This window comes from Streptomyces sp. JLBG701 (genome assembly GCF_058544905.1).
The window spans coordinates 5,774,713-5,800,047 of record NZ_CM178588.1 but is presented as its reverse complement, the minus strand read 5'-3'; the positions used below and the strand labels follow the sequence as shown (position 1 = coordinate 5,800,047).

Annotated in this window: 24 protein-coding genes; 13 read left to right on the top strand and 11 right to left on the bottom strand. The window is 67.4% G+C overall.

Annotation, left to right across the window (positions count from 1 at the left end; genetic code table 11):
* The first annotated feature begins 199 nt into the window (after positions 1 to 199).
* Positions 200 to 1,642, top strand: coding sequence for a CCA tRNA nucleotidyltransferase (locus tag AC5DRG_RS26855; protein WP_491802006.1), 1,443 nt, complete (start codon positions 200 to 202; stop codon positions 1,640 to 1,642).
* Between the two features lie 115 nt (positions 1,643 to 1,757).
* Here the strand turns inward: AC5DRG_RS26855 and AC5DRG_RS26850 are convergent, their stop codons facing one another.
* From AC5DRG_RS26850 to AC5DRG_RS26835, 4 genes are all read right to left on the bottom strand, one after another.
* Positions 1,758 to 2,225: an LppU/SCO3897 family protein gene (locus tag AC5DRG_RS26850; protein ID WP_491802005.1), complete on the bottom strand. Its 468-nt coding sequence runs from the start codon at positions 2,223 to 2,225 to the stop codon at positions 1,758 to 1,760.
* A gap of 124 nt (positions 2,226 to 2,349) precedes the next feature.
* Complete coding sequence (locus tag AC5DRG_RS26845) at positions 2,350 to 3,612, bottom strand: MFS transporter (protein ID WP_491802004.1); 1,263 nt, start codon at positions 3,610 to 3,612, stop codon at positions 2,350 to 2,352.
* Between the two features lie 102 nt (positions 3,613 to 3,714).
* Entirely contained in the window at positions 3,715 to 4,797 is a 1,083-nt protein-coding gene (locus AC5DRG_RS26840) for an inositol-3-phosphate synthase (protein WP_491802003.1), read from the bottom strand.
* Positions 4,798 to 4,841: 44 nt separating this feature from the next.
* A complete protein-coding gene (locus tag AC5DRG_RS26835; protein WP_491802002.1) occupies positions 4,842 to 5,522 on the bottom strand; it encodes a PadR family transcriptional regulator in 681 nt (226 codons plus the stop codon).
* Between the two features lie 374 nt (positions 5,523 to 5,896).
* On the opposite strand from AC5DRG_RS26835, the gene AC5DRG_RS26830 reads away from it, so the two are divergent.
* On the top strand, positions 5,897 to 8,506 hold the full coding sequence (locus AC5DRG_RS26830; RefSeq protein ID WP_491802001.1) for a transglycosylase domain-containing protein: 2,610 nt from the start codon (positions 5,897 to 5,899) through the stop codon (positions 8,504 to 8,506).
* Positions 8,507 to 8,626: 120 nt separating this feature from the next.
* Entirely contained in the window at positions 8,627 to 10,144 is a 1,518-nt protein-coding gene (locus AC5DRG_RS26825; RefSeq protein ID WP_491802000.1) for a glycosyltransferase family 87 protein, read from the top strand.
* 112 nt (positions 10,145 to 10,256) lie between these two features.
* Here AC5DRG_RS26825 and AC5DRG_RS26820 read toward each other — a convergent pair whose 3' ends face one another.
* The 3 genes from AC5DRG_RS26820 to AC5DRG_RS26810 all read right to left on the bottom strand — a co-directional run bounded on the left by AC5DRG_RS26820 (position 10,257) and on the right by AC5DRG_RS26810 (position 13,032).
* The gene (locus AC5DRG_RS26820) at positions 10,257 to 11,288 is read right to left on the bottom strand and encodes an alanine racemase (protein WP_491801999.1); all 1,032 of its coding nucleotides are present in this window, start codon (positions 11,286 to 11,288) and stop codon (positions 10,257 to 10,259) included.
* Positions 11,289 to 11,368: 80 nt separating this feature from the next.
* Positions 11,369 to 12,490, bottom strand: coding sequence for a peptidoglycan bridge formation glycyltransferase FemX (gene femX / locus AC5DRG_RS26815; RefSeq protein WP_491801998.1), 1,122 nt, complete (start codon positions 12,488 to 12,490; stop codon positions 11,369 to 11,371).
* Positions 12,491 to 12,717: 227 nt separating this feature from the next.
* Positions 12,718 to 13,032, bottom strand: a complete 315-nt coding sequence (locus AC5DRG_RS26810) for a hypothetical protein (protein ID WP_491801997.1) — start codon at positions 13,030 to 13,032, stop codon at positions 12,718 to 12,720.
* 264 nt (positions 13,033 to 13,296) lie between these two features.
* Here AC5DRG_RS26810 and rpsF point away from each other — a divergent pair, with 264 nt between their 5' ends.
* From rpsF to rplI, 4 genes are all read left to right on the top strand, one after another.
* The gene (rpsF, locus tag AC5DRG_RS26805; RefSeq protein ID WP_006604399.1) at positions 13,297 to 13,587 is read left to right on the top strand and encodes a 30S ribosomal protein S6; all 291 of its coding nucleotides are present in this window, start codon (positions 13,297 to 13,299) and stop codon (positions 13,585 to 13,587) included.
* A gap of 79 nt (positions 13,588 to 13,666) precedes the next feature.
* Positions 13,667 to 14,263: a single-stranded DNA-binding protein gene (locus AC5DRG_RS26800; RefSeq protein WP_491801996.1), complete on the top strand. Its 597-nt coding sequence runs from the start codon at positions 13,667 to 13,669 to the stop codon at positions 14,261 to 14,263.
* Positions 14,264 to 14,326: 63 nt separating this feature from the next.
* Positions 14,327 to 14,563 carry a 30S ribosomal protein S18 gene (rpsR, locus tag AC5DRG_RS26795; protein WP_006381652.1) on the top strand — a complete coding sequence of 79 codons (237 nt, stop codon included), beginning with the start codon at positions 14,327 to 14,329 and terminating at the stop codon, positions 14,561 to 14,563.
* A gap of 18 nt (positions 14,564 to 14,581) precedes the next feature.
* Complete coding sequence (gene rplI, locus AC5DRG_RS26790) at positions 14,582 to 15,028, top strand: 50S ribosomal protein L9 (RefSeq protein ID WP_491801995.1); 447 nt, start codon at positions 14,582 to 14,584, stop codon at positions 15,026 to 15,028.
* 198 nt (positions 15,029 to 15,226) lie between these two features.
* On the opposite strand, the gene AC5DRG_RS26785 is transcribed toward rplI, so the two are convergent.
* On the bottom strand, positions 15,227 to 16,564 hold the full coding sequence (locus AC5DRG_RS26785; RefSeq protein WP_491801994.1) for an MATE family efflux transporter: 1,338 nt from the start codon (positions 16,562 to 16,564) through the stop codon (positions 15,227 to 15,229).
* A gap of 459 nt (positions 16,565 to 17,023) precedes the next feature.
* On the opposite strand from AC5DRG_RS26785, the gene dnaB reads away from it, so the two are divergent.
* The 3 genes from dnaB to AC5DRG_RS26770 all read left to right on the top strand — a co-directional run bounded on the left by dnaB (position 17,024) and on the right by AC5DRG_RS26770 (position 20,449).
* Positions 17,024 to 18,502, top strand: a complete 1,479-nt coding sequence (gene dnaB / locus AC5DRG_RS26780; protein WP_491801993.1) for a replicative DNA helicase — start codon at positions 17,024 to 17,026, stop codon at positions 18,500 to 18,502.
* Between the two features lie 27 nt (positions 18,503 to 18,529).
* Positions 18,530 to 18,964, top strand: a complete 435-nt coding sequence (locus AC5DRG_RS26775) for a VOC family protein (RefSeq protein WP_491801992.1) — start codon at positions 18,530 to 18,532, stop codon at positions 18,962 to 18,964.
* Positions 18,965 to 19,063: 99 nt separating this feature from the next.
* The gene (locus AC5DRG_RS26770; protein ID WP_491801991.1) at positions 19,064 to 20,449 is read left to right on the top strand and encodes a serine hydrolase domain-containing protein; all 1,386 of its coding nucleotides are present in this window, start codon (positions 19,064 to 19,066) and stop codon (positions 20,447 to 20,449) included.
* A gap of 99 nt (positions 20,450 to 20,548) precedes the next feature.
* Here AC5DRG_RS26770 and AC5DRG_RS26765 read toward each other — a convergent pair whose 3' ends face one another.
* Positions 20,549 to 21,001 (bottom strand): GNAT family N-acetyltransferase, encoded by a 453-nt coding sequence (locus AC5DRG_RS26765; protein WP_491801990.1) that lies wholly within the window; start codon positions 20,999 to 21,001, stop codon positions 20,549 to 20,551.
* A gap of 9 nt (positions 21,002 to 21,010) precedes the next feature.
* The gene (locus AC5DRG_RS26760; protein ID WP_491801989.1) at positions 21,011 to 21,469 is read right to left on the bottom strand and encodes a MarR family winged helix-turn-helix transcriptional regulator; all 459 of its coding nucleotides are present in this window, start codon (positions 21,467 to 21,469) and stop codon (positions 21,011 to 21,013) included.
* Positions 21,470 to 21,610: 141 nt separating this feature from the next.
* Here AC5DRG_RS26760 and AC5DRG_RS26755 point away from each other — a divergent pair, with 141 nt between their 5' ends.
* Entirely contained in the window at positions 21,611 to 22,819 is a 1,209-nt protein-coding gene (locus tag AC5DRG_RS26755) for an MFS transporter (RefSeq protein WP_491801988.1), read from the top strand.
* Positions 22,820 to 22,931: 112 nt separating this feature from the next.
* Entirely contained in the window at positions 22,932 to 23,354 is a 423-nt protein-coding gene (locus AC5DRG_RS26750) for a GlcG/HbpS family heme-binding protein (protein ID WP_491801987.1), read from the top strand.
* A gap of 79 nt (positions 23,355 to 23,433) precedes the next feature.
* On the opposite strand, the gene AC5DRG_RS26745 is transcribed toward AC5DRG_RS26750, so the two are convergent.
* Positions 23,434 to 24,300 (bottom strand): GNAT family N-acetyltransferase, encoded by an 867-nt coding sequence (locus tag AC5DRG_RS26745; protein WP_491801986.1) that lies wholly within the window; start codon positions 24,298 to 24,300, stop codon positions 23,434 to 23,436.
* A gap of 195 nt (positions 24,301 to 24,495) precedes the next feature.
* On the opposite strand from AC5DRG_RS26745, the gene AC5DRG_RS26740 reads away from it, so the two are divergent.
* Positions 24,496 to 25,128 carry an HAD family hydrolase gene (locus tag AC5DRG_RS26740; RefSeq protein WP_491801985.1) on the top strand — a complete coding sequence of 211 codons (633 nt, stop codon included), beginning with the start codon at positions 24,496 to 24,498 and terminating at the stop codon, positions 25,126 to 25,128.
* Positions 25,129 to 25,335: the final 207 nt, after the last annotated feature.

Sequence of the window (25,335 nt, the reverse complement as noted above, 5' to 3'; positions counted from 1 at the left end):
CGATGCGCGCTGAGGGGAAGTGCCGCGGACTGCTCCACAAGACCAGGGGAGTACGCCGACCTGTTCCCTATGTGCGCGTATCCAAGGGAAGCGGTGGTGTACGTCACAGGGGCAGCGTCTGTGCATGTATTGAGGGAGCTGTCCGTGCACGTTTAATGAAGGCGCCTCCGGCTGCCCGGGCCACGTACCCTCTTCTGTTGTGCCGAACGCCAACGAAGAGAACCTCAGTGCACTGAGCCAGGTGCAGGACCGCGCGGTGAGTGAACCGCTGTCGGTGGCCCCTGTCGCCGACGACCTCGCCCGCCGCTTCCAGGAAGCCGGGTTCTCACTCGCCCTGGTCGGCGGCTCGGTCCGGGACGCGCTGCTCGGCCGGCTCGGCAACGACCTGGACTTCACGACTGACGCCCGCCCCGAGGCCGTACTGAAGATCGTGCGGCCGTGGGCGGATGCCGTGTGGGAGGTCGGGATCGCCTTCGGCACGGTCGGAGCGCAGAAGGACGGCTACCAGATCGAGGTCACCACCTACCGTTCCGAGGCGTACGACCGGACCTCGCGCAAGCCGGAGGTGTCCTACGGCGACTCCATCGAGGAGGACCTCGTCCGGCGTGACTTCACCGTGAACGCGATGGCCGTGGCGCTTCCGGAGAAGGAGTTCATCGACCCGCACGGCGGGCTCGACGACCTCGCGGCGCGGGTGCTTCGCACCCCGGGCACGCCGGAGGAGTCCTTCTCGGACGACCCGCTGCGGATGATGCGGGCGGCGCGATTCGCGGCCCAGTTGGACTTCGAGGTGGCCCCCGAGGTCGTCACAGCCATGCGGGGGATGGCCGGGCGTATCGAGATCGTCTCGGCCGAGCGTGTTCAGGGCGAGCTGAACAAGCTGATCCTGTCGGCGAACCCGCGCAAGGGTCTGACGCTGCTCGTCGATACAGGAATCGCCGACCACGTGCTGCCCGAGCTGCCGGCCCTGCGGCTGGAGAGCGACGAGCACCACCGGCACAAGGACGTCTACGAGCACTCGCTGATCGTCCTGGAGCAGGCGATCGAGCTGGAGGGGAACGACCCCGATCTGACCCTCCGGCTGGCCGCCCTGCTGCACGACATCGGTAAGCCGCGTACGCGCCGCTTCGAAAAGGACGGCGGGGTCTCCTTCCACCACCACGAAGTGGTCGGGGCGAAGATGACCAAGAAGCGGATGTTGGCGCTCAAGTACTCCAACGAACTGGTGAAGGACGTCTCGCGTCTCGTCGAGCTCCACCTGCGTTTCCACGGATACGGCACCGGAGAGTGGACGGACTCCGCGGTCCGTCGCTATGTCCGGGACGCGGGACCGCTGCTCGACCGTCTCCACAAGCTGACCCGCTCGGACTGCACCACGCGGAACAAGCGCAAGGCGTCCGCACTGTCACGGGCGTACGACGGTCTGGAGGAGCGCATCGCCCAGCTTCAGGAGCAGGAGGAGCTGGACTCGATCCGCCCGGACCTCGACGGCAACCAGATCATGGAGATCTTGGGCGTCGGCCCTGGCCCGGCCATCGGCCAGGCGTACAAGTTCCTGCTGGAGCTGCGCCTGGAGAACGGGCCTATGGAGCATGACGCGGCGGTGGCGGCGCTCAAGGAGTGGTGGGCCGAGCAGAGCTGAGGTCGTGAAACGGGGTCAATGTTTCACGTGAAACATGCGGGGTGGGACAGCGGACGGGGCCATGTTTCACGTGAAACATGGCCCCGTTCCTGTGCGCCCGCTTCGGGCGGGGGAGTTACTTGGAAGCCGAGTAGTCCTCAAGGCACAGGACGAACGAGTCGCCGTCGCCGCTCTGCGAGTACTCGGAGTACTTGGTGCGGTCGCAGCTGGCCGAGGTCCCGTCGTGCTTCTCGGCGACCTTGTAGGCGGCCTTGGAGTCACCGCAGTCCACGACTTCAAGGTCCGGGTCGGTGGTGCTGTCCGGGTTGCCGATGCTCATGCAGTCGCCCACCGCTGCCGTCTCTGCGTCGTCACGGCTGGCTATGAAGCCACCGACCACCACGCCGACTACCACCACACCGACGACGATGTTCTTGATGGTCTTGAAGCTGAGCTTGCGACCGGGCTGCTGCGGCGGAACCGGGGCGTACGGGGCCTGGCCCTGGGTCTGCTGGGCGTAGGGGTTCTCGCCCTGCGGCTGCTGCGCGTAAGGGTTCTGGCCCTGGGCGAATGGGTTCTGGCCCTGAGGTGGCGGAGTTGTCATGTGAAGTCCCCCCTGGAACTTTGGTGCCTGACGCTTGGTAAGGCGCGAGTAAGACGCACGAAAGCTACCGGTTGCCTGTGACAAGCCAGTGGCCCGGAGTGACTCTGTGGCATTGATGTGACACTTACTGGCGTTCAAAGCGGGCCATAGTCCCGGCAACTGCCGCATAGACGACGGCGATTGTGACCACCAGGACCGACGAGCGGCCGTCCGGCGGGAGCATCAGGGCGGCCATCCCAGCGGCACCGACGAAGGCGACGTTGAACAGGACGTCGTAGACGGAGAAGGTACGGCCGCGGAAGGCGTCGTCGACGGACGACTGCACGATGGTGTCCGTGGCGATCTTCGCGCCTTGCGTGGTCAGTCCCAGGACGAACGCCGAGACCAGCATGGGGGCGGTGGCGAACGGCAGGCCCAGGGCGGGGACCAGGATCGCGGCCGCCGCGGCGCACACGACGATCCAGCGGCCGGGCCCGAGCCGGCCCGCGGTCCACGGGGTCACCACGGCCGCGGTGAAGAAGCCCGCACCGGAGATGCCCAACGCCAGGCCCAGCAGGGCGAGTCCGTCGTCCGGGTCCGAGGTGAGGGCGTAGCGGCAGAGCATCAGCACCATGACCGTCAGGGCGCCGTAGCAGAACCGCATCAGCGTCATCGAGGCGAGCGCCCAGGCGGCCTCCCGGCGCGGCGGTGCGGTGAGGTGTCGTACACCTGCCGCCAGGTCGCGAGCGGTGCCGGTGAGTGCCTTCGTCAGGCGTGTCTGTACCAACTCGCGGTCGGGTCCCAGCAGTTCCACCGCCATGCGGAGTGACGCGAGGGCCGCGCACAGGTACAGGGCGGCACCCAGCAGCACCACTGCCGCGTCGGAGTCCGCGACCACCAGACGTACGGCGAAGGCGAGGCCGCCGCCCGCGGTCGCGGCGAGCGTTCCGGCTGTCGGGGAGAGTGAGTTGGCCATGACCAGGCGCTCGGCGTCGACGACGCGCGGGAGGGCGGCGGACAGGCCTGAGAGGACGAAGCGGTTGACCGCGGTGACGCACAGGGCGGAGACGTAGAAGAGCCAGTCCGGGACGTGGCTCAGCATCAGGACGGCCGTCACCGTCGCCAGCAGGACGCGCAGCAGGTTGCCGTACAGGAAGACCTGACGGCGGCGCCAGCGGTCCAGCAGGACGCCCGCGAAGGGGCCCACCAAGGAGTACGGGAGGAGGAGGACCGCCATTGCCGAGGCGATCGCGGCGGCCGAGGTCTGTTTCTCCGGGGAGAAGACGACGTAGGTGGCCAGCGCGACCTGGTAGACGCCGTCGGCGCCCTGGGAGAGCAGCCGTACGGCGAGCAGGCGTCTGAAGTCCCGGAAGCGCAGCAGGACGCGCAGGTCACGCACGACGGACATGGGGCTCAGCCTCACATAAGGGGAGGGTCCCCGGGCCGTATGACCCAGGGACCCTCAACAGCCGGTACAGCGAGCGTCTTTAGCGCGCCGTGCCCTGTCTCGCTATCGCTCGACCTCGCCCTTGATGAACTTCTCGACATTGGCGTAGGCCTCGTCGTCGAAGTACTGGACCGGCGGGGACTTCATGAAGTAGCTCGACGCGGAGAGGATCGGGCCGCCGATGCCGCGGTCCTTGGCGATCTTCGCGGCGCGCAGGGCGTCGATGATGACACCCGCGGAGTTCGGGGAGTCCCAGACCTCCAGCTTGTACTCCAGGTTCAGCGGGACGTCACCGAACGCGCGGCCCTCGAGGCGGACGTAGGCCCACTTGCGGTCGTCCAGCCAGGCCACGTAGTCCGACGGACCGATGTGGACGTTCTTCTCGCCCAGGTCGCGGTCCGGGATCTGCGAGGTGACGGCCTGCGTCTTGGAGATCTTCTTGGACTCCAGGCGGTCGCGCTCCAGCATGTTCTTGAAGTCCATGTTGCCGCCGACGTTGAGCTGCATGGTGCGCTCAAGACGGACACCGCGGTCCTCGAACAGCTTCGCCATCACACGGTGCGTGATGGTGGCACCGACCTGCGACTTGATGTCGTCGCCGACGATCGGGACGCCCGCCTCGGTGAACTTGTCCGCCCACTCCTTGGTGCCGGCGATGAAGACCGGAAGGGCGTTGACGAAGGCGACCTTGGCGTCGATGGCGCACTGGGCGTAGAACTTCGCCGCGTCCTCGGAACCGACGGGCAGGTAGCAGACGAGGACGTCGACCTGGCGGTCCTTGAGGATCTGGACGATGTCGACCGGCTCCTCGGCGGACTCCTCGATGGTCATGCGGTAGTACTTACCGAGACCGTCGAGGGTGTGGCCGCGCTGGACCGTGACGCCCTTGTTCGGGACGTCGCAGATCTTGATGGTGTTGTTCTCGCTGGCACCGATGGCGTCGGAGAGGTCGAGGCCGACCTTCTTCGCGTCGACGTCGAAGGCGGCGACGAACTCGACGTCACCGACGTGGTAGTCGCCGAACTGGACGTGCATCAGACCGGGCACCTTGGCCGCCGGGTCGGCGTCCTTGTAGTACTCGACGCCCTGCACCAGCGAGGCGGCGCAGTTGCCCACGCCGACGATGGCTACGCGAACCGAACCCATTCCGGTTGCTCCCTGTGTGTACGAGTGAGGCCCTGGCAGGGGTCTCACGTGGTGGTGTCGCCGGGCGTATCCGGACCGGGGTTGTCCCCGGTCCGGGGCAGGACGCCCGGCGCTCCCTCTGTGGTGTCGCGAGTGGGCTCTCCATGGGCGGGACCCTTCAGGTCCCGGCCCGCCCGCTCACTTTCGATGAGCTCGTTCAGCCAGCGCACTTCGCGCTCCACGGACTCCATCCCGTGGCGCTGGAGCTCAAGCGTGTAGTCGTCGAGGCGCTCCCGGGTGCGCGCCAGGGAGGCGCGCATCTTTTCGAGGCGCTCCTCCAGCCGGCTGCGGCGGCCCTCCAGTACGCGCATGCGTACGTCGCGTGACGTCTGCCCGAAGAAGGCGAATCGAGCGGCGAAGTGTTCGTCCTCGTACGCGTCGGGCCCCGTCTGCGAGAGCAGGTCCTCGAAGTGTTCCTTACCTTCCGCCGTCAACCGGTAGACGATCTTGGCGCGGCGCCCCGCGAGTGAGGCGGCGAGGGCGTCCTCGGGGGCGTTCCCCGGCTCCTCGATCAACCAGCCGTTGGCGACCAGCGTCTTGAGGCAGGGATAGAGCGTCCCGTAGCTGAACGCACGGAACACGCCCAGTGACGTATTGAGTCGTTTGCGCAGCTCATAACCGTGCATCGGCGACTCGCGGAGCAGGCCGAGGACGGCGAACTCGAGGATCCCGGAACGCCGGCTCATCGTCGCCTCCTCTCTGCCGCGGTCGCACTGTGACGGTCCTTATGCCGAGCTGATGTATCGACTCGATACATCCAGACGATAGAACGGCCTTCCGGATGCGACAAGTGGAAGGACGGTGAACGGCGTCACATCAAGGATTCATGGGAGGCAAGTTGCCTGATTTGGGGTGAACTTCGGGGCTAGGTGGGTTTTGACGGTGCGTAGTCTGTGCGGCATGCACACCACCGGGAACCGAGTGACGCCTGAGGGCGTCCTCGCCCTCGGTGTAGTACGGGTGAATGCGGAAGCGACCACATCCGTACTTCGGGGGGACCGGAAACCAGCCGCCGCTTCCAGGCGCGCAAAGGTGCGCCTGCCCGAGGAGTAATCGTTCGATGAGCGAGCACCGTCGCAAACCGCCGCAGCCGCAGGGAGGCGGACGTGCCGCGGCCCGACGCGGCCAGTCCGGCCCGTCCTCCGGCCGCCGTGCGGCACCGCGAGGCGCCACCACCGGTTCCCTTTCCGACTCCTACGGGTCGGGTTCCACTGGGGCGGGAGGCGAGGAGCCTCAGTACGGCAGCCGAGCCGAGGCCCGGCGCGCGGCACAGAGAAGCAGTGGCGGGCGCCGCAGAGCGGCCGAGCCCGCCGGCCGCCGTCCCGGCGGTCCCAACGGCCCCGGGCAGGGCAGAGGACGCTCCGCGCCCGGCAAGAAGCGGATCATCGACTATCCGCGCTTCGACAAGTACGGATGGCGCCGCTGGGTGCCCTCCTGGAAGCTCGTCTCCGGCCTGTGCGTGTTCTTCTTCGGCAGCCTGGTGGCCGCGGTGGGCATCGGGTACGCAATGGTCGGCGTCCCCAACGAGAACGATGCGGCGAAGTCGCAGAACAACGTCTACTACTGGGCCAATGGCGCCCAGATGGTCGCCACGGGCTCGGGCGTCAACCGGCAGAACGTGTCCATCGACCAGATCCCCAGGGCGATGCAGTACGCGGTGGTCTCGGCCGAGAACAAGAGCTTCTACGACGACAACGGCATCGACCCCTCGGGTATCGCCAGGGCGGTCCTCAACATGGCTCGGGGTGGTGAGACGCAGGGTGGTTCGACGATCACCCAGCAGTTCGTCAAGAACACCTACCTGAGCCAGGACCAGACGGTCACGCGCAAGGTCAAGGAGATGTTCATCTCCATAAAGGTGGGCACGCAGTTCACCAAAGACCAGATCATGCAGGGCTACCTGAACACCGCGTACTACGGCCGTGACGCGTACGGCATCCAGGCCGCCGCGCAGACCTACTACGGCAAGGACGCGGTCGAACTCACGCCGAGCGAGTGCGCCTTCCTGGCGTCCCTGCTCAAGGGCGCGACGTACTACGACCCGATCGGCAACCCGGGCATCGACGCCGTCAACGCGACCGCGGCGAAGAACAAGGCGCGTTCCCAGGAGCGCTGGAGCTGGATCCTCGAGCAGATGCACGACGACGGGCATCTGACGGACGCCGAGTACCAGACGGCCACCAAGAAGTACCCCATGCCCGATGACCTCAAGGCGACCAAGGGCATGACCGGCCAGGTCAGCTACCTGGTCGACACGGCCAAGAAGTACGTCCTGGCCCACTCCGACATCTCGCAGACCGAGTTCGACCAGGGCGGCTTCCAGATCTACACGACCTTCGAGAAGGACAAGGTCAACGCCCTCAGCAAGGCCGTCAAGAAGATCGAGGAAGACCGCCTCGACCCGAAGAAGAACGATCTGGACAAGTACGTCCAGTTCGGCGCGGCGTCGGTGAAGCCCAACGATGGTGCGATCGTCGCCCTCTACGGCGGCGCGGGCTACGAGAACAACCACTTCACCAACAACGCGGACAGCTCGGGCGTGCCCGTCGGTTCGACGTGGAAGCCGTTCGTGCTGGCCGCGGCCATGGACTACGGCACGTACAAGACTGACGGCGAGGGGCTCTCACCGTCGAGCAAGTACAACGGCAACGACCATCTCAAGGTCATGAACAACGACGGCAGCTACGTCCTGAAGAAGGACAACACGCCCTTCTTCCAGGAGAACGAGAGCAACTACCCCTGGGGCTACATCAGCCTCCGCAAGGCGATGGAGCAGTCCATCAACACGCCGTTCGTGCAGCTCGGTATGGACGTGGGGATGAAGAACGTGGCGGAAGTCGCGGAGAAGTCCGGAATCCTGGAAAGCACCTTCGCAGGCTTCAACGCGTCCTTCGCACTCGGCACCTCGACCCCCAGCGCGATTCGCATGGCCGACGCCTACGCGACGTTCGCCGCCTCCGGCAAGCAGGCGGACCCGTACTCGGTGACTGCCGTCAAGTCCGGCGGAGAGACGGTCTCCGGCTTCGACAAGCCGAAGATCACCCAGGCGATGCCGGAGAACGTGGCGAACAACGTCACGGACGTCCTCGAGAACGTCATCGAGAACGGTACGGGTACGAACGCGAAGGCCCTGGGCCGTACGGCGGCCGGCAAGACCGGTACCACCGACAGCAACAAGTCGGCCTGGTTCGTCGGCTACACCCAGCAGCTCTCGACTTCGGTCGCGATGTTCAGGGAGAACCCGAAGGACCACAAGCTGCTCTCCATGAACGGCACGGCGGGTGTGGACTCCATCCACGGTGGTGACATCCCGACGTCGGTGTGGACTGAGTACATGAAGGCCGCACTCAAGGGCGACAGCGACCCCGGCTTCCCGGACGCCGAGAAGATCGGCAAGGTCGACGACGAGTCCGGCGCCCCGTCGCCGACCCCGACGTTCAGTGAGACGCCGAGCGCCACGCCGTCCGAGGCGCCGAGCGCGACGCCCAGCGAGACGGTCATCCAGCCGTCGGCCACGGCGAGCGAGACCTGCACGTCGGCCTTCGGCTGCAACGGCAACGGCAACGGTGGGACGGAGACCGGTGGCGTGACCTCGACACCGACGGCCACGGAAACTGATACCACCAATGGGAATCAAAACGGAGGCATCTTCGGCGGAAATTCCGGCTAGCTCGAAGCCCCGACCGGTTGGCGGGCATATCGCCTGCCAAGGGTGTTTCACGTGAAACATGGGCCGTCGCACCCACGAGGTGCGGCGGCCCTCGGCGTATTCCTAGGCGCGTACGGCAGGATGTGCCCCATGCCCAGCGCAGAATCGACGCCAACGAGCGTGTACGAGCCGGACCCGGTGCGGCCGACCAGAGAGGACAGGGTCGCCGCGAGCGGGAGTGAGCTGATCGGCGGCCCGATCGGGCGGCGCGCCCTGTTCGGGACGTCCTGGTGGACTCCCGTACGGGTCGTCGCACTCGTGGCGATCGGCATGTTCGCCCTCGGTCTGGTCCAGAAGGCGCCCTGCTACAACGGCGCCTGGTTCTTCGGTGCGAGTTCGCAGTACACGCACGCGTGCTACTCGGACATCCCGCACCTCTACCAGGGGCGCGGCTTCGCCGACGGGCTCGTGCCGTACTTCGACAAGCTCTCCGGCGACATGCAGTACCTCGAATACCCGGTGCTGACCGGTGTGTTCATGGAGGTGGCCGCCTGGCTCACGCCCGCCACCGGCAGCATCCAGGACCAGGAACAGTGGTACTGGATGGTCAACGCCGGGATGCTGATGGTGTGCGCGGTCGTCATCGTCGTATGCGTGTCCCGTACGCACGCGCGGCGCCCCTGGGACGGTCTGCTCGTCGCCCTGGCGCCCGCCTTCGCGCTGACCGCGACCATCAACTGGGACCTGCTGGCGGTCGCTCTGACGGCCGCGGCGATGCTGATGTGGTCGCGGAGTCGCCCCCTCGCCTTCGGCGTCCTCCTGGGGCTCGCCACGGCCGCCAAACTGTATCCCGTGTTCCTGCTGGGGCCGCTGTTCCTGCTGTGCTGGCGCGCGGGCAAGTGGCGGGACTTCGGGAAGGCCCTGGGGGGCACGGCGGTCGCCTGGCTGGTCGTGAACCTGCCGGTGATGCTCTTCGCCTTCGACGGCTGGTCGAAGTTCTACACGTTCTCCCAGGAGCGGGGCGTCGACTTCGGCTCCTTCTGGCTGATCATGGCCCAGAACTCCACCGACCCGCTCAGCACCGACACCGTCAACACCCTGGCCACGCTGCTGGTGCTGCTGTGTTGCGTGGGCATCGCTGTGCTCACGCTGACCGCCCCGCGCCGGCCGCGCTTCGCCCAACTGGCCTTCCTGATCGTGGCCGCCTTCATCCTCACCAACAAGGTCTACTCGCCGCAGTACGTACTGTGGCTGGTCCCCCTCGCCGTGCTGGCCCGACCCAAGTGGCGGGACTTCCTGATCTGGCAGGCGTGCGAGGTGGCGTACTTCCTGGGGATCTGGATGTACCTCGCGTACACGACCAGCGGGGACGCCCACAAGGGACTGCCGCAGGACGGCTACCACTGGGCGATCGCCGTGCACCTGCTGGGCACGCTGTACCTGTGCGCCGTGGTCGTGCGCGACATCTACATGCCGGAGCGCGACGTGGTGCGCCGGGCCGGCGACGACGACCCCTCGGGCGGTGTACTCGACGGCGCGGAGGACGTCTTCGTCCTCGGCCCCGCAGCCCATCCCCCGCGGCACGCCGCGTACTTCGACGGGCCTCAGGTGGAGTGGGGCAGCGAGGATTCGGCACCCGCCCAGGACCGTTCGCTCTGAGCGAACAGATCGTAGGAAGGCCACGCGAAAGGCCGTACACGAAGAGTTCGAGATCTTCGTGTACGGCCTTCTCGCTGTCGTCGGCGCCCCGCGCGGTTGCCTTTCCCGCGGCTCAGCGGTCGACGATGCGGTCGAACTGCGTGGTGGTGTGCCGCAGATGGGCCACCAGCTCCTCGCCGACCTTCGGCTCGGGGGCGTCCGCGGGCACGAACAGGATCGAGACCTGCATGTGCGGCGGCTCCGCGAACCAGCGCTGCTTGCCGCCCCAGACGAACGGAGAAAGGTTCCGGTTGACCGTGGCGAGACCCGCGCGTGCGACGCCCTTGGCACGCGGCATGACGCCGTGCAGCGCCTTCGGGGCCTCCAGACCCACCCCGTGCGACGTACCGCCCGCCACGACCACCAGATAGCCGTCCGACGCCGCCTTCTGCTGCCGGTAGCCGAAGCGGTCGCCCTTGGACACGCGCGTGACGTCCAGGACGGCACCGCGGTACTCGGTGGCCTCGTGGTCCCCCAGCCACAGCCGCGTGCCGATACGCGCGCGGAAGCGGGTCTGCGGGAACTGCTGCTGCAGCCGGGCGAGTTCCTCGGCCTTGAGGTGGCTGACGAACATGGTGTGCAGCGGCAGCCGGGCCGCGCGCAGCCGGTCCATCCAGCCGATGACCTCCTCGACGGCGTCAGAGCCGTCGGTGCGGTCCAGCGGCAGGTGGATCGCGAAGCCCTCCAGGCGGATGTTCTCTATGGCGGCGTGGAGTTGCGGCAGTTCCCGCTCGCTCACGCCGTGCCGCTTCATCGAGGACATCACCTCGATGACCACACGGGCGCCCACGAGGCCGTACACGCCGTCGATCGACGACACGGAGCGGATGACGCGGTCGGGCAGCGGTACGGGTTCCTCGCCGCGCCGGTATGGCGTCAGCACCAGCAGGTCACCGCCGAACCAGTCCTTGATCCGGGCGGCCTCGTACGTCGTGCCGACGGCGAGGACGTCAGAGCCCAGCCGCGTGGCCTCCTCCGCGAGCCGCTCGTGTCCGAAGCCGTAGCCGTTGCCCTTGCAGACCGGGACGAGCCCCGGGAACTGCTCGGACACGTGCTTGTGATGCGCCCGCCAGCGCGCGGTGTCGACGTAGAGCGTGAGCGCCATGGCCGGACCTGGAACCTTTCTGGTGGCTGCGGTGTATCAGAGGTGTGAAAGCAAATTGTGGTGCGTCACCGGTGCCTGTGTCAGCGGCGCGACATGTAGATGTCGAGGGCCTTGTGGAGCAGCTTGTTCAGCGGGAAGTCCCACTCGCCCAGGTACTCGGCAGCCTGCCCGCCCGTGCCCACCTTGAACTGGATCAGGCCGAAGAGGTGATCGGTCTCGTCCAGCGAGTCGGAGATGCCGCGCAGGTCGTAGACGGTGGCACCGAGCGCGTAGGCGTCGCGCAGCATCCGCCACTGCATCGCGTTCGAGGGCCGGACCTCACGGCCGATGTTGTCGGAGGCGCCATAGGAGTACCAGACGTGCCCGCCGACCACCAGCATCGTCGCCGCCGCCAGGTTCACCCCGTCGTGCCGGGCGAAGTACAGCCGCATCCGGTTGGGGTCCTCGCTGTTGAGAGCCGTCCACATGCGCTGGAAGTACGACAGCGGGCGGGGCCGGAAGTGGTCGCGCACCGCCGTGATCTCGTACAGCCGCTGCCATTCCGCAAGGTCCTCGTAGCCGCCCTGGACGACCTCGACACCGGCCTTCTCGGCCTTCTTGATGTTGCGGCGCCACAGCTGGTTGAAGTTCTTGTGGACCTCTTCCAGGGACCGGTTGGCCAGCGGCACCTGGTAGACGTACCGGGGTTGTACGTCACCGAAGCCGGCGCCCCCGTCCTCGCCCTGCTGCCAGCCCATACGACGGAGCTTGTCGGCGACCTCGAAGGCGCGCGGTTCGATGAAGTCGGCCTCGATGTCACGCAGTCGCTTCACATCCGGGTTCTGGATGCCCGCCTTGATGGAGGTGGCCTCCCAGCGCCGGATGATCACCGGCGGGCCCATCTTCACGGAGAAGGCGCCCTGGTGCTTGAGGTGCGCAAGCATCGGCTGGATCCAGTCGTCCAGATTCGGCGCGAACCAGTTGATGACCGGGCCTTCGGGCAGATAGGCGAGGTAGCGCTTGATCTTGGGGAGCTGCCGGTAGAGGACAAGACCCGCGCCGACGAGCTCGCCGGTCTTCTCGTCGAACCAGCCGAGGTTCTCGGAGCGCCATTCCGCCTTGACATCAGCCCACGCCGGGACCTGCATGTGGCTCGCCGCGGGCAGGCTCTGGATGTAGGCCAGATGCTGCTCTCGGCTGATGGTCCTCAGGGTCAGGCTCATTCGGGGCGCTCCTCGGGCTGGTGTGTCCCCATGGGTACAGGGGCTCCGGCTCTCGCGCCGAAGCCTACTGCGCCTTGCGAGCGCCCTGACTGGGCGTACGGAACCTTCGCCCCGGCCTGTGGGCCGCCGAGGTGTTCCGGCGCGCGTTCCGCGGTACTTGCGCGCCCGTGCGAGTGGCTGCGTGGTACTTCCGCGGTGAGGGATGTGGGTGGCCTCTGCGGCCGGCCTCAGCCGAAGACGCCGCCGAAGAGGCCGCCGTGTGCCATGCCGAGGCCGAAGCCGATGGCTGCGGCGCCGAGACCCAGGATCAGGCCGAAGCGTTCGCGGGTGGTCACCGAGATCCACTGTCCGTACGCGCCGGTGAAGATCCCCACCAGACCGGTCCACGAGCTCACCAGATGGAGGCTGTGGAACATCGCCGTGACGAAGGCGATCGCCCCGAGTACCACGGTCACCGCCAGAAGGGTGTCCTGGAGTGGGTGGGACTTGCCGTCTGTGGCGAAGAGAGATCCGGCGGTGTTGGGTCGCAATGCTTGTGCCATGGGGCACCTCCTGCGGAAGGCGGCGCATCGTAGCGCCGTACACACCCGATGTGTACAGATTGACGGTCTACGCGGCCGGATTTCAACCGGAAGCCGGTGTGCGGGTACTCTGTACCCTCTGCACCGGTGTCTGCCCTGACCACTGCAGGCGCTTCCGCTCGGGAGCACCGATTGTCAGTGGCGGCCGATACCGTTGCGAACGCATCACAACCCTCCTGCCACGGAACGACCGTGGCCGCTGAGTCCAAAGGAGGTGGGTTCCACATGCGTCACTACGAAGTGATGGTCATCCTCGACCCCGATCTCGAAGAGCGTGCTGTCTCTCCGCTGATCGAGAACTTCCTCTCCGTCGTCCGTGAGGGCAACGGAAAGGTGGAGAAGGTCGACACCTGGGGCCGTCGTCGTCTCTCGTACGAGATCAAGAAGAAGCCCGAGGGCATCTACTCGGTCATCGACCTGCAGGCCGAGCCTGCGGTCGTCAAGGAGCTCGACCGCCAGATGAACCTGAACGAGTCGGTCCTCCGGACCAAGGTCCTCCGCCCCGAGACCCACTGAGCATCCCGCTCAGCTGATCTCGGGATTCGAGTAGCAGCACCAAAAGCAGCCAGCAGCAAACCCGCCGAGAGGTTCCCCCATGGCAGGCGAGACCGTCATCACGGTCGTCGGCAATCTTGTCGACGACCCCGAGCTGCGCTTCACCCCTTCCGGTGCGGCGGTCGCGAAGTTCCGTGTCGCGTCCACTCCCCGCACCTTCGATCGCCAGACGAACGAGTGGAAGGACGGCGAAAGCCTCTTCCTCACGTGCTCGGTCTGGCGTCAGGCGGCTGAGAACGTCGCCGAATCGCTCCAGCGAGGCATGCGCGTCATTGTGCAGGGCCGGCTGAAGCAGCGGTCCTACGAGGACCGTGAGGGCGTCAAGCGCACGGTCTACGAGCTGGACGTCGAGGAAGTCGGCGCCAGCCTGCGGAGCGCCACGGCCAAGGTCACCAAGACCGCCGGCCGCGGTGGTCAGGGTGGTGGCTTCGGCGGCGGTAGCGGTGGCGGCCAGGCTGGCGGCAGCTGGGGTGGAAACTCCGGCGGTGGCCAGCAGGGCGGCGGCGCTCCTGCCGAAGACCCGTGGGCAACCGGCGCTCCCGCCGGTGGCCAGCAGGGTGGCGGCGGTGGCGGCGGCTGGGGTGGAAACTCCGGCGGCAGCACCGGCGGCGGCTACTCGGACGAGCCCCCCTTCTAGGGCCAGGGCCCTCGATGGGCCGGGTTCGTACCCAAACTTCTTGATCACACAGGAGAAACACACATGGCTAAGCCGCCTGTGCGCAAGCCGAAGAAGAAGGTCTGCGCATTCTGCAAGGACAAGGTCCAGTACGTGGACTACAAGGACACGAACATGCTGCGGAAGTTCATTTCCGACCGCGGCAAGATCCGTGCCCGCCGCGTGACCGGCAACTGCACGCAGCACCAGCGTGACGTCGCCACGGCCGTGAAGAACAGCCGTGAGATGGCGCTGCTGCCCTACACCTCCACCGCGCGATAAGGGAAGGGTGACCGACTAATGAAGATCATCCTCACCCACGAGGTCTCCGGCCTCGGTGCCGCGGGCGACGTCGTCGACGTCAAGGACGGTTACGCTCGCAACTACCTGATCCCGCGGAACTTCGCGATCCGTTGGACCAAGGGTGGCGAGAAGGACGTCGAGCAGATCCGTCGTGCTCGCAAGATCCACGAGATCCAGACCATCGAGCAGGCCAACTCTGTGAAGGCCCAGCTCGAAGGCGTCAAGGTCCGCCTGGCCGTCCGCTCCGGCGACGCCGGTCGACTCTTCGGTTCCGTCACCCCGGCCGACATCGCTTCGGCGATCAAGGCTTCCGGTGGCCCCGAGGTCGACAAGCGCCGCATCGAGTTGGGCACGCCCATCAAGACGCTGGGCGCCCACGAGACGTCCGTGCGTCTGCACCCCGAGGTTGCCGCCAAGGTCAACATCGAGGTCGTCGCGGCCTGACGGCTGCGCTCGGCATAGCTGAGAGAGGGGCCGCACCCAGCCGGGTGCGGCCCCTCTTCGCGTTCCTTGTGTGCCTCTTCCGAGTGCTTCACGTGGCCGGAGGCGGTGGACGGCTGGGCGTGTTTCACGTGAAACATGACACTTTCCGGGATGCCACTCGCGTTGTTTCACGTGAAACGGTGAGCGTGTCCGGGACGGTCAGCGCGTTGCGCCCGTGACGATCCACCGACCCGAGCGGGTGCGGAGCCACAGCGTCAGCATCCGCGTGGTCATCATCAGCGTCATGGCCGCCCAGAGTGCGGTGAGCCCACCGCCGAGCGCTGGGACGAGCAGCGCGACCGGTACGAAGACGGCCAGGGTGATCAGCATGGCCCAGGCCAGATACGGTCCGTCGCCCGCGCCCATCAGGACGCCGTCCAGGACGAAGACGATGCCGCAGATCGGCTGGGAGAGGGCCACCATCAGCAGGGCGGGCAGCGCTGCATCGTTGACCACCGAGTCGCTGGTGAACAGGGGCAGGAACAGCGGTCGGGCGGCTACCACCAACAGGCCCAGCATGACGCCGGCCGCGATGCCCCACTCCACCATCCGACGGCAGGCCTCCCGGGCGCCCTGGGAGTCGCCGGCGCCGAGGTAGCGTCCGATGATCGCCTGACCGGCGATGGCGATGGCGTCGAGGGCGAAGGCGAGCAGGCTCCACAGCGACAGGATGATCTGGTGCGCCGCGATGTCCGCGTCACCCAGCCGGGCCGCGACAGCCGTGGCGATCATCAGGATCGCCCGCAGGGAGAGAGTGCGTACCAGGAGAGGAACGCCGGCCTGGGCGGAAGCCCTGATCCCCGCGAGGTCGGGACGCAGCGAAGCGCCGTGTCGGCGGGCTCCGCGGACCACCACCACGAGATAGACCCCGGCCATGCCGCACTGGGCGATGACGGTGCCCCAGGCGGATCCCGCGATGCCGAGGTCGGCGCCGTAGACGAGGCCCGCGTTGAGGGCGGCGTTGGCGACGAAACCGGCGACGGCGACGTACAGGGGTGTTCTCGTGTTCTGCAGTCCCCGCAGGACGCCGGTCGAGGCGAGCACGACGAGCATGGCCGGAATGCCGAGGGCGGAGATACGGAGATACGTGGTCGCGTACGGGGCTGCCGTGTCCGACGCGCCGAAGAGTCCGACGAGGCCGGGTGCCGTGGGCAGGACCACGGCGATGACTGCGGCGCCGAGCAGCAGGGCCAGCCAGATGCCGTCCATGCCCTGGCGGATGGCGGACTGGAGATCGCCGCCGCCGACGCGTCGGGCGACCGCGGCCGTGGTGGCGTAGGCGAGGAAGACGAAGATGCTGACGGCTGTCGTGAGAAGGGCCGAGGCGACGCCGAGTCCGGCGAGTTGCGGCGTGCCGAGGTGTCCGACGATCGCGCTGTCGGCCATGACGAAGAGGGGCTCGGCGACCAGTGCGCCGAAGGCCGGGACGGCCAGTGCGACGATCTCTCGATCGTGCTGTCGCCGAGTGGCCTTGGGGGTCACGGGAGCCTGTGTCATGAGCACTAATCTAATCGTCCACAGGTAAGAGATGCAATGCCATTATGACCCTTACCGCTCTTCTCGTGGCGTGTCCTCTCGCGCACTGTTCGATGCGATCTTGGTCCGACTGGGAAAGTTTTTCTTCTGCACAGCCGGTGGACGGGAAATGGGCAGGTCAGATGGGGTGAGGAGAATGAGGCGATGGCTTGTTCACAGGCCTGTCCACCGGGTCGTGCACAGGTTTTGCGGGGTTCTCCACAGCATCCGGGCCGTCGTCCACATGGCCTGTGGATAACCAGATTGGCTGACGGTGCCCGCGGGCCTACCGTGGACCGGCGCCCGCTCCATGCTTCGGCCTCGGAAACGTCACAAAACCGACGTGCCTGAAGCGGAGTTGGGCCTCTCATTTGTCAGTGCCGTGCCGTAGAAAAGAGTGGCACGGTTAGGTCCGCTCGGCGGACGGGAGGAGGTGGCTCGGTGAGTATTTCCGAGCCCTTGGACGACCCGTGGGCCGACAGCGGCCCCAGTGATCGTCCGCCCGCTTCCCGACGGCGCGGCGAGGGTGGTCGAGGCCGCGACGAACAGCATGACCGCGGAGGGGACAGCGGTGCCTGGGAGGGCGGCGGTTCGTCCTTCGAGCGGGTACCGCCGCAGGATCTCGACGCGGAGCAGTCCGTCCTCGGCGGCATGTTGCTTTCCAAGGACGCCATCGCGGACGTGGTCGAGGTCCTCAAGGGCCATGACTTCTACAAACCCGCACACGAGACGATCTTCCAGGCGATCCTCGACGTCTACGCCAAGGGTGAGCCGGCCGACCCGATCACCATCGCCGCCGAACTCACCAAGCGCGGTGAGATCAACAAGGTTGGCGGCGCATCGTATCTGCACACCCTCGTCCAGACGGTGCCGACGGCAGCGAACGCCGAGTACTACGCGGAGATCGTCCATGAGCGCGCCGTCCTGCGCCGCCTGGTCGAAGCCGGTACGCGCATCACACAGATGGGATACGCGGCCGACGACGACGTGGACGAGATCGTCAACCGGGCCCAGGCCGAGATCTACGCTGTCACCGAGCAGCGCACCAGCGAGGACTATCTGCCGCTCGGCGACATCATGGAGGGCGCGCTCGACGAGATCGAGGCGATCGGCTCCCGCAGCGGCGAGATGACCGGTGTGCCCACAGGGTTCACGGACTTCGACTCGCTCACCAACGGACTGCACCCGGGCCAGATGATCGTCATCGCCGCACGTCCCGCCATGGGCAAGTCGACCCTCGCGCTGGACTTCGCCCGGGCCGCGTCCATCAAGCACAACCTGCCGAGCGTCATCTTCTCCCTGGAAATGGGGCGCAACGAGATCGCGATGCGCCTGCTGTCCGCGGAGGCACGCGTGGCCCTGCACCACATGCGCTCCGGCACCATGACCGACGAGGACTGGACGCGGCTCGCGCGCCGGATGCCCGAGGTCTCGGCGGCTCCGCTCTACATCGACGACTCCCCGAACCTGACGATGATGGAGATCCGCGCGAAATGCCGCCGGCTCAAGCAGCGCAATGACATCAAGCTGGTGATCATCGACTATCTGCAGCTGATGCAGGCCGGTGGTTCGAAGCGTTCAGAGAGCCGTCAGCAGGAGGTCTCGGACATGTCCCGAAACCTCAAACTGCTGGCCAAGGAGCTGGAAGTCCCGGTGATCGCGCTCTCGCAGCTGAACCGTGGCCCCGAGCAGCGCACGGACAAGAAGCCCATGGTCTCCGACCTGCGTGAATCCGGCTCGATCGAGCAGGACGCGGACATGGTGATCCTGCTGCACCGCGAGGACGCGTACGAGAAGGAGTCACCGCGCGCGGGCGAGGCGGACATCATCGTGGGCAAGCACCGAAACGGCCCGACGGCGACCATCACCGTCGCCTTCCAGGGCCACTACTCCCGCTTCGTGGATATGGCGCAGACGTGATCCCGTGTCCGCCATTACGGTGGACCGATGACGTCGATCAAGCAGTTCCAAGTCACCTTCGACTGCGCAGAACCGGAGCGCGTCGCGCGTTTCTGGTGCGAGGTGTTGGGATACGTCGTACCGCCGCCGCCGGAGGGGTTTGCCAGTTGGGACGAGTTCGATCGCTCTCTGCCGCCTGAGCGTCAGGGCGCAGCGTTCGCCTGCAGTGATCCCTCAGGTGTGGGTCCGCGGTTGTTCTTCCAGCGCGTTCCCGAAGGCAAGGTCGTCAAGAATCGGGTGCATCTTTGCGTGCGGGTCGGCACCGGGCTCGTGGGTGAAGAGCGACTCGCCACACTCGAGGCCGAGTGCGCACGACTGATCGCGTTCGGCGCGGTACGCGAGCGACTGCTGCGTGCCGATGGCGTCTACGAGTCGTGCATCGTGATGCAGGACATCGAGGGCAACGAGTTCTGTCTCGACTGAGGGGTCGCGAACGTGGGTTCCGCCGGACGTGTCCGCCGTGTCCGCCGTTTCCGGGGAAAAGAACTCGACGTGTGATGTCCCTCCCGATGGACTGGGGGCATGACGACATCTCAGGACGAGCTGCTTCCCGGTACCCGTCGGGCACTGCTGCACCGAATCGCCGTGGCCCAGGCCGAAGGACGTACACCCTCACTCGTCGCGGCGGTCGTACGGGACGGACGGGTGGTGTGGCACGGCTCGCGCACCTCGGTCGACGGGCACGGTCCGGACGACAACGTGCAGTATCGGATCGGCTCGATCACCAAGACCTTCACTGCTGTCCTCGTGCTGCGGTTGCGCGACGAGGGTGTGCTCGACCTCGGCGACCCGTTGGAGAAGCATCTGCCGGGTACGGGGGCGGGGGAGGTCACCGTCGCCGAACTGCTCGCGCACACCGGCGGGTTGGCGGCCGAGTCACCCGCCCCGTGGTGGGAGCGCACTCCGGGATCCTTGCGCCCCGAACTCGCCGATGTGCTGGGTGAACAGCCCTTCCTGCATCCGGTCGGCCGTCGGTTCCACTACTCCAACCCCGGCTACACGCTGCTGGGCGCGCTGGTCGAGGAGCTGCGAGGGGCTCCGTGGGAGGACGTCCTGCGCCGCGAAGTGCTGGAGCCGCTGGGCCTGGACCGCACGAGCGGGACACCGCAGGCGCCGCACGCGGGCGGCTGGGCGGTGCACCCCTGGGCCGATGTGCTGCTGCCGGAGCCCACCGAGGATCTGGGACGGATGGCCCCGGCCGGTCAACTGTGGTCCACCACAGGGGACTTGGCGAGGTTCGCCGTTTTCCTGGCGAAGGGCGACGACCGGGTGCTGAGCGCGGAGAGCGTGCGCGAGATGCGGACCCCCGCGGCGCCGGCGGAGGCCGCGGATGTGGCGGACGGTGCCACATACGGCCTCGGCATGCAGATCCAGCACCGGCACGGCCGGCTGCTCGTGGGGCACTCGGGCTCGCTGCCGGGCTTCCTGGCGAGCCTCACCATCAGCGTGGCGGATGACGTCGCGGCGGTCGTGCTGACCAACTGCACCTCCGGCCTCCTGGTGTCCACGCTGGGTGCCGATCTCGTACACATCCTCGCCGAGGCCGAGCCCCGGATTCCCGAACCGTGGCGCCCGCTGCCCGAAGTGGACGCGGCCGCGCTGGAGTTGGCCGGTCAGTGGTACTGGGGCACGCATGCGTTCGCCCTGCGGCTGACGGCCGACGGGGGCGCCTCTCTGGGGCCGCTGTCCGGCAACGGCCGCCGATCCCGCTTCCGGGCGAACGGCGATGGCACATGGACCGGCCTTGAGGGCTACTACGCCGGAGAGCTCCTGAGGGCCGTACGGCGCCCGGACGGGACCGTGAGCCACCTCGACCTCGGGTCGTTCGTGTTCACCCGTCAGCCGTACGAGGAGGGGGCTTCAGCGCCGGGCGGGGTGGATCCGGAGGGGTGGCGGGGGATCGGTTAGGCCGGACAGCTCGGGGAGGCGGAGTGTTTCACGTGAAACACTCCGCCTCCCCGAGTCAGAACAGACCCCCTCCCGCTTCAGAACAGTCCGCTTCCCGCGTCAGAGGGGGAGCTTGAAGCCCACATGGGAGGCGGTGAAACCGAGCCGCTCATAGAAGCGGTGGGCATCGGTGCGGCTGGCATCGGACGTCAGCTGGACCAACTGGCAGTCCTGGCGCCGGGATTCGTCGATAGCCCACTCGATCAGCCCGGTGCCCAGACCGCTGCCGCGCTCGTCGGCGTGGATACGGACGCCCTCGATGATCGAGCGGGTAGCGCCCTGGCGGGACAGCCCCGGAACGATCGTCAGCTGAAGTGTGCCAACGGTCCGGCCTTCCCGTACGGCCACGACCAGTTGCTGGTTCGGATCGCTGCTGAGGCGCTTCAGCGCGGCCAGGTACGGAGCCAGGTCGTCCGGTGACTCACGTGTGGCCCCCAGCGGATCGTCGGCAAGCATCGCGACGATGGCGGGTAGGTCGTCCGCGGTCGCGGGCCGTATCTCAAGATCTCCCATGACCGCACCCTATGCAGGTGCGTTCATCGACTCCACGACCCGGACCAGCGGCGCCAGCTCGGGGTTCCTGGCCGCTTCGTCGAGTGCCTCGCGCAGTGCGGTGTCGTTGGTTGGACGGGCCTCTTCGAGCAGCGTGAGGCCCGCCTGGGAGACGTTCGTGTAGATGCCTCGCCGGTCCGTCGGGCACAGGTAGCGCGCGAGCAGACCGCGGTCCTCGAGCCGTGTGACCAGCCGGGTGGTGGCGCTCTGGCTGAGGACGACCGCCTCGGCGACCTGCCTCATCTGCAGATGGCCCCCGTCACCGTCGTGCTGGCGGCTGAGCACGTCGAGCAGCGAGTACTCACGCATGCTCAGGTCGTGCTTGGACTGCAGCGCGCGCTCGATGTGTGCCTCGATCCTCCCGTGCAGCAGGGAGAGGGCGCACCAGCTCTGGGAGAGGGCGGTGAGCGCGGGGTCCGTCGCTGTCATTGGCGTTTCCTCCGTCCAGGAGTGGCTGAACCCAGGATAGAGCACAGATGAAATAGTCCGCGCTTGCATTTAGCCCGCGTCTGCAACTATTGTGAGCGCACGCTAAGTGCTCCTGCAATCGTCTGGAAAGGCTACATCGCCATGCCTCTCGCGCTTCTGGCCCTCGCGATCGGGGCCTTCGGAATCGGCACGACCGAGTTCGTGATCATGGGCTTGCTGCCCGAGGTCGCCGGCGACTTCGGGGTCTCCATCCCCACCGCGGGACTGCTGGTGACCGGCTACGCGTTGGGCGTGGTGATCGGCGCCCCACTGATGACCGTGCTCGGCACCAAGGTCCCCCGCAAGCGGATGCTGATGCTGCTGATGGGCCTGTTCATCGCCGGCAACCTGCTCTCCGCCGTCGCCCCCGTCTTCGCGGTGATGCTGATCGGCCGCGTGGTCGCCTCGCTCGCCCACGGCGCCTTCTTCGGCATCGGATCCGTCGTCGCGGCCGAGCTCGTCGCCCCGGACAAGAAGGCCGGAGCGATCGCGATGATGTTCACCGGGCTGACCGTCGCCAATGTCGTGGGCGTCCCGCTGGGCACCCTCGTCGGGCAGTCCGTCGGCTGGCGCGTCACCTTCACCATCGTCGCGGGCCTCGGCGTGGTCGGCCTGGTCGGCATCGCCAAGCTCGTACCCGACCTGCCCAAGCCGGAGGGCGTGCGGCTGCGGCATGAACTGGCAGCCTTCAAGAGCGCCCAGGTCCTGCTCGCCATGGCGATGACCGTCCTCGGCTTCGGCGGCGTCTTCGCGGCCATCACCTACATCGCGCCGATGATGACGCACGTCGCCGGCTTCGCCGACGGCTCCGTCACCTGGCTGCTCGTTCTCTTCGGCCTCGGCATGGTCGGCGGCAACCTCGTCGGCGGCAGGTTCGCCGACCGCGCCCTGATGCCCATGCTGTACGTCTCGCTGGGCGCCCTGTCCGTCGTGCTCGCGCTGTTCACGATCACCGCGCACAACAAGATCGCGGCAGCCGTCACCATCGCCCTCATCGGAGCCCTGGGCTTCGCCACCGTCCCTCCGCTCCAGAAGCGGGTCCTCGACCAGGCGCACGGCGCCCCGACGCTGGCCTCGGCCGTGAACATCGGCGCCTTCAACCTCGGCAACGCGCTGTCCGCCTGGCTCGGCGGCCTCGTCATCGCGGCCGGACTCGGTTACACCGCCCCCAACTGGGTCGGTGCCGTCCTCGCCGCGGCTGCCCTGGTCCTCGCGATCCTCTCGGCAGCCCTGGAGCGCCGCACCGGCGCCCGCAGCGCGGTCGTGGCGGGCGGAGCGCCGAGCGAGCAGCGGACCGCCGTCCACCACTGAACCGCCCGACCGGAGCTGGGAAGCGCGGGGCCAGAGCAGGCCCGAGTCCGGCCGCCGCACTCGGCCATTTCCCCGACACACGAAACAGCAACACCCGCAAGGAGAAACCCTCATGAGCACCACCACCGCCGTAGCCCCTTTGACCATCCAGGACGCCGAGGCTCTCGTCGCCCAGGCCCATCGGGCCGCAGAGGCCGCCGGGACCACGGTCAGCATCACCGTGTTGGACGCGGGTGGTCATCTGCTCGCCTTCCGGCGGGACGACCGGGCTGTGCTGATCTCCGGCGAGACCAGCACTCGCAAGGCGTACACCGCACTGCAGTTGAACGCGGCCACCGCCGACCTCGTCGACACCGTCCAGCCCGGAGGTCCTTTCCACACCCTGCCCACCGCGCTCGACCGGCCGCTGCTGTTCATCGCGGGCGGGATTCCCGTACACCGTGACGGCCGTCTGATCGGAGCGATCGGGGTCGGCGGGGGCGCACCGGCGCAGGACCACGGTTTCGCTCAGGCCGCGATAGAGGCACTCGTCTGACGCCGTGAACCTGACACCGTGAAGAAGACGCCGGTTCCCGGGAAAGTCGGGAGCCGGCGTTCCCCGTACCCGGAACCTGTCAGCCGGCCGCGACCGTCAGCGGGGCGAACCGCCGAGTCCAGTCGCCGGGCAACTCCGCGATCCCGTACGTCATCACGGCGTTGAACGCGATCGAGGCCAGCCCGTGTTCCTTCGCCCAGGCCAGCAGTTCTTCGTGCCGCACGTCGATGTCGGTGCGCAGCGGGCGGTCGGTGTGGGCGGCGAGGGAGGCGATCAGGGCCTTTGCGGTCTCCGTGTCGCGTGCGATCAGCGGGCCCACGACATGGGTGTCCATGTTGGGCCACGCAGCCGCGTACCCGATGATCCGGCCGCCCTCCTCGGCGACGTGCAACTGGTCGGCGAACGCGGGCAGCCGCGTGACGATGTGTGTGCGATCGGCGCCGAACACCTCCTCGTCGAGGTGGACGATCGCGGCGAGATCCTCGGCGGTGGCCGCACGCGTGCTGATCCGGGGTTCCGGCCCACCCGGGGTGAAGTGCCCGCGCAGCATCTCCGTCCGGCCGGTGGTCTTGAAACCGAGCTCCTCGTAGAGCGGACGGCCGTTCGGCGTCGCATGCAGGGTCAGCGGTGTGGTGCCCATCTCTGAGACCACATGGAGCATCAGTCGGCGTCCGATGCCCTGACGCGCGTGCCGTTCCGCGACCAGCACCATGCCGATGGCTCCCAGATCCGGGCGTTCCCGAAGGCCGTACTCGGTGACGACGCAGGCGGTGACGAGGCCGCCGTCGGGGTCGTCGATGCCGTATCCCTTCCCGGCCGTGAGGAGGAAGCCCCACTTGTGCTCCTCGCGTGGCCACCCCCGGTCCTGGGACAAGTCGGCGCAAGCGGCGAGATCACGGTGCGTCAGACGGCGGATGGGCAGAACGGCGGGGGATGGAGTCGACACGCAGGTCAGGCTGTCTGACGGGTGCCCTCGCCGTCCACCTGTTTCCGGGTAGACGGACGCGCTTTTGGCCATGTCGTGGCCATCGGCACAGCGCGGGGACAGAAGCGGGGTGTTTCACGTGAAACATCGACGAACGGCGTGCGTCCGTTGCCTCGATGGCAGGGTGACCACCACGTCCCACTAGCCTCGGATCCCATGGCGAGACTCCATCTCTTCGACCTCGACGGCACGTTGCTGCACGGCGCCTCCGCACCCGTGGAAATCTCACGGCAGCTTGGACTGGAGGCCGAGACCGTGGCGCTGGACCGGGCGATCTCAGCGGGGCGGATAGGCCCGCCGGAATACGCGACACAGGTGCACGCCCTGTGGGCGGAGCTCACCGAGGCGCATGTGATCGCGGCCTTCGAAGGGGCCCCGTGGCTGGCCCGTATCCGTGAAGTGTGGGCGGAGATCAGACGGGGCGGTGACTACTGCGCCGTCGTGTCGCTCTCCCCCTCCTTCTTCGTGGAGCGGCTCACTGGTTGGGGCGCGCACGCGGCGTACGGATCCCGGTTTCCCGCGGTGCCCTTCACCGAGCCCGTGGATCCGGCCGGGGTGCTGAGCGCCGCGGCCAAGGTGCGGGTCGCGGACCAGTTGTGTGAGGGGTTCGGGGTGGCGTGGGCCGATTGTGTCGCCTATGGCGACTCGTTGTCGGACAAGGATCTGTTCGGCGCGGTACCGGTCTCCGTCGCGGTCAATGCGGATGTCCATCTGTCCGGGCTCGCGACCCACTCCTATGTCGGGCGGGATCTGTGGGATGCCTATGAATTGGTGCGCCACGCCCGTTAATTGAAGGAATTGATGGTTCGCGCCGCGATCAATTCGTGGTCGAGCAAGGGTGGACTTGTGTGCGGGGCGGCGGCCGGTATGGTCGACTCCGGTTCGCGTTGGCGCGGGGTCGACCCGTCGTGTGCGTGCCGAGCGCAGGCATCGCAGCCTAACGGGACGGAGAGATCGAAGACCCCTATTTCCGGTTATGCGGCCGGGGCATCCGAT

Coding starts and splice junctions, on each gene's coding strand:
- AC5DRG_RS26850 (WP_491802005.1), bottom strand. CDS start 2,225: ATGACAACTCCGCCACCTCAGGGCCAGAACCCATTCGCCCAGGGCCAG.
- AC5DRG_RS26845 (WP_491802004.1), bottom strand. CDS start 3,612: ATGTCCGTCGTGCGTGACCTGCGCGTCCTGCTGCGCTTCCGGGACTTC.
- AC5DRG_RS26840 (WP_491802003.1), bottom strand. CDS start 4,797: ATGGGTTCGGTTCGCGTAGCCATCGTCGGCGTGGGCAACTGCGCCGCC.
- AC5DRG_RS26835 (WP_491802002.1), bottom strand. CDS start 5,522: ATGAGCCGGCGTTCCGGGATCCTCGAGTTCGCCGTCCTCGGCCTGCTC.
- AC5DRG_RS26830 (WP_491802001.1), top strand. CDS start 5,897: ATGAGCGAGCACCGTCGCAAACCGCCGCAGCCGCAGGGAGGCGGACGT.
- AC5DRG_RS26825 (WP_491802000.1), top strand. CDS start 8,627: ATGTGCCCCATGCCCAGCGCAGAATCGACGCCAACGAGCGTGTACGAG.
- AC5DRG_RS26820 (WP_491801999.1), bottom strand. CDS start 11,288: ATGGCGCTCACGCTCTACGTCGACACCGCGCGCTGGCGGGCGCATCAC.
- femX (WP_491801998.1), bottom strand. CDS start 12,490: ATGAGCCTGACCCTGAGGACCATCAGCCGAGAGCAGCATCTGGCCTAC.
- AC5DRG_RS26810 (WP_491801997.1), bottom strand. CDS start 13,032: ATGGCACAAGCATTGCGACCCAACACCGCCGGATCTCTCTTCGCCACA.
- rpsF (WP_006604399.1), top strand. CDS start 13,297: ATGCGTCACTACGAAGTGATGGTCATCCTCGACCCCGATCTCGAAGAG.
- AC5DRG_RS26800 (WP_491801996.1), top strand. CDS start 13,667: ATGGCAGGCGAGACCGTCATCACGGTCGTCGGCAATCTTGTCGACGAC.
- rpsR (WP_006381652.1), top strand. CDS start 14,327: ATGGCTAAGCCGCCTGTGCGCAAGCCGAAGAAGAAGGTCTGCGCATTC.
- rplI (WP_491801995.1), top strand. CDS start 14,582: ATGAAGATCATCCTCACCCACGAGGTCTCCGGCCTCGGTGCCGCGGGC.
- AC5DRG_RS26785 (WP_491801994.1), bottom strand. CDS start 16,564: ATGACACAGGCTCCCGTGACCCCCAAGGCCACTCGGCGACAGCACGAT.
- AC5DRG_RS26775 (WP_491801992.1), top strand. CDS start 18,530: ATGACGTCGATCAAGCAGTTCCAAGTCACCTTCGACTGCGCAGAACCG.
- AC5DRG_RS26770 (WP_491801991.1), top strand. CDS start 19,064: ATGACGACATCTCAGGACGAGCTGCTTCCCGGTACCCGTCGGGCACTG.
- AC5DRG_RS26765 (WP_491801990.1), bottom strand. CDS start 21,001: ATGGGAGATCTTGAGATACGGCCCGCGACCGCGGACGACCTACCCGCC.
- AC5DRG_RS26760 (WP_491801989.1), bottom strand. CDS start 21,469: ATGACAGCGACGGACCCCGCGCTCACCGCCCTCTCCCAGAGCTGGTGC.
- AC5DRG_RS26755 (WP_491801988.1), top strand. CDS start 21,611: ATGCCTCTCGCGCTTCTGGCCCTCGCGATCGGGGCCTTCGGAATCGGC.
- AC5DRG_RS26750 (WP_491801987.1), top strand. CDS start 22,932: ATGAGCACCACCACCGCCGTAGCCCCTTTGACCATCCAGGACGCCGAG.
- AC5DRG_RS26740 (WP_491801985.1), top strand. CDS start 24,496: ATGGCGAGACTCCATCTCTTCGACCTCGACGGCACGTTGCTGCACGGC.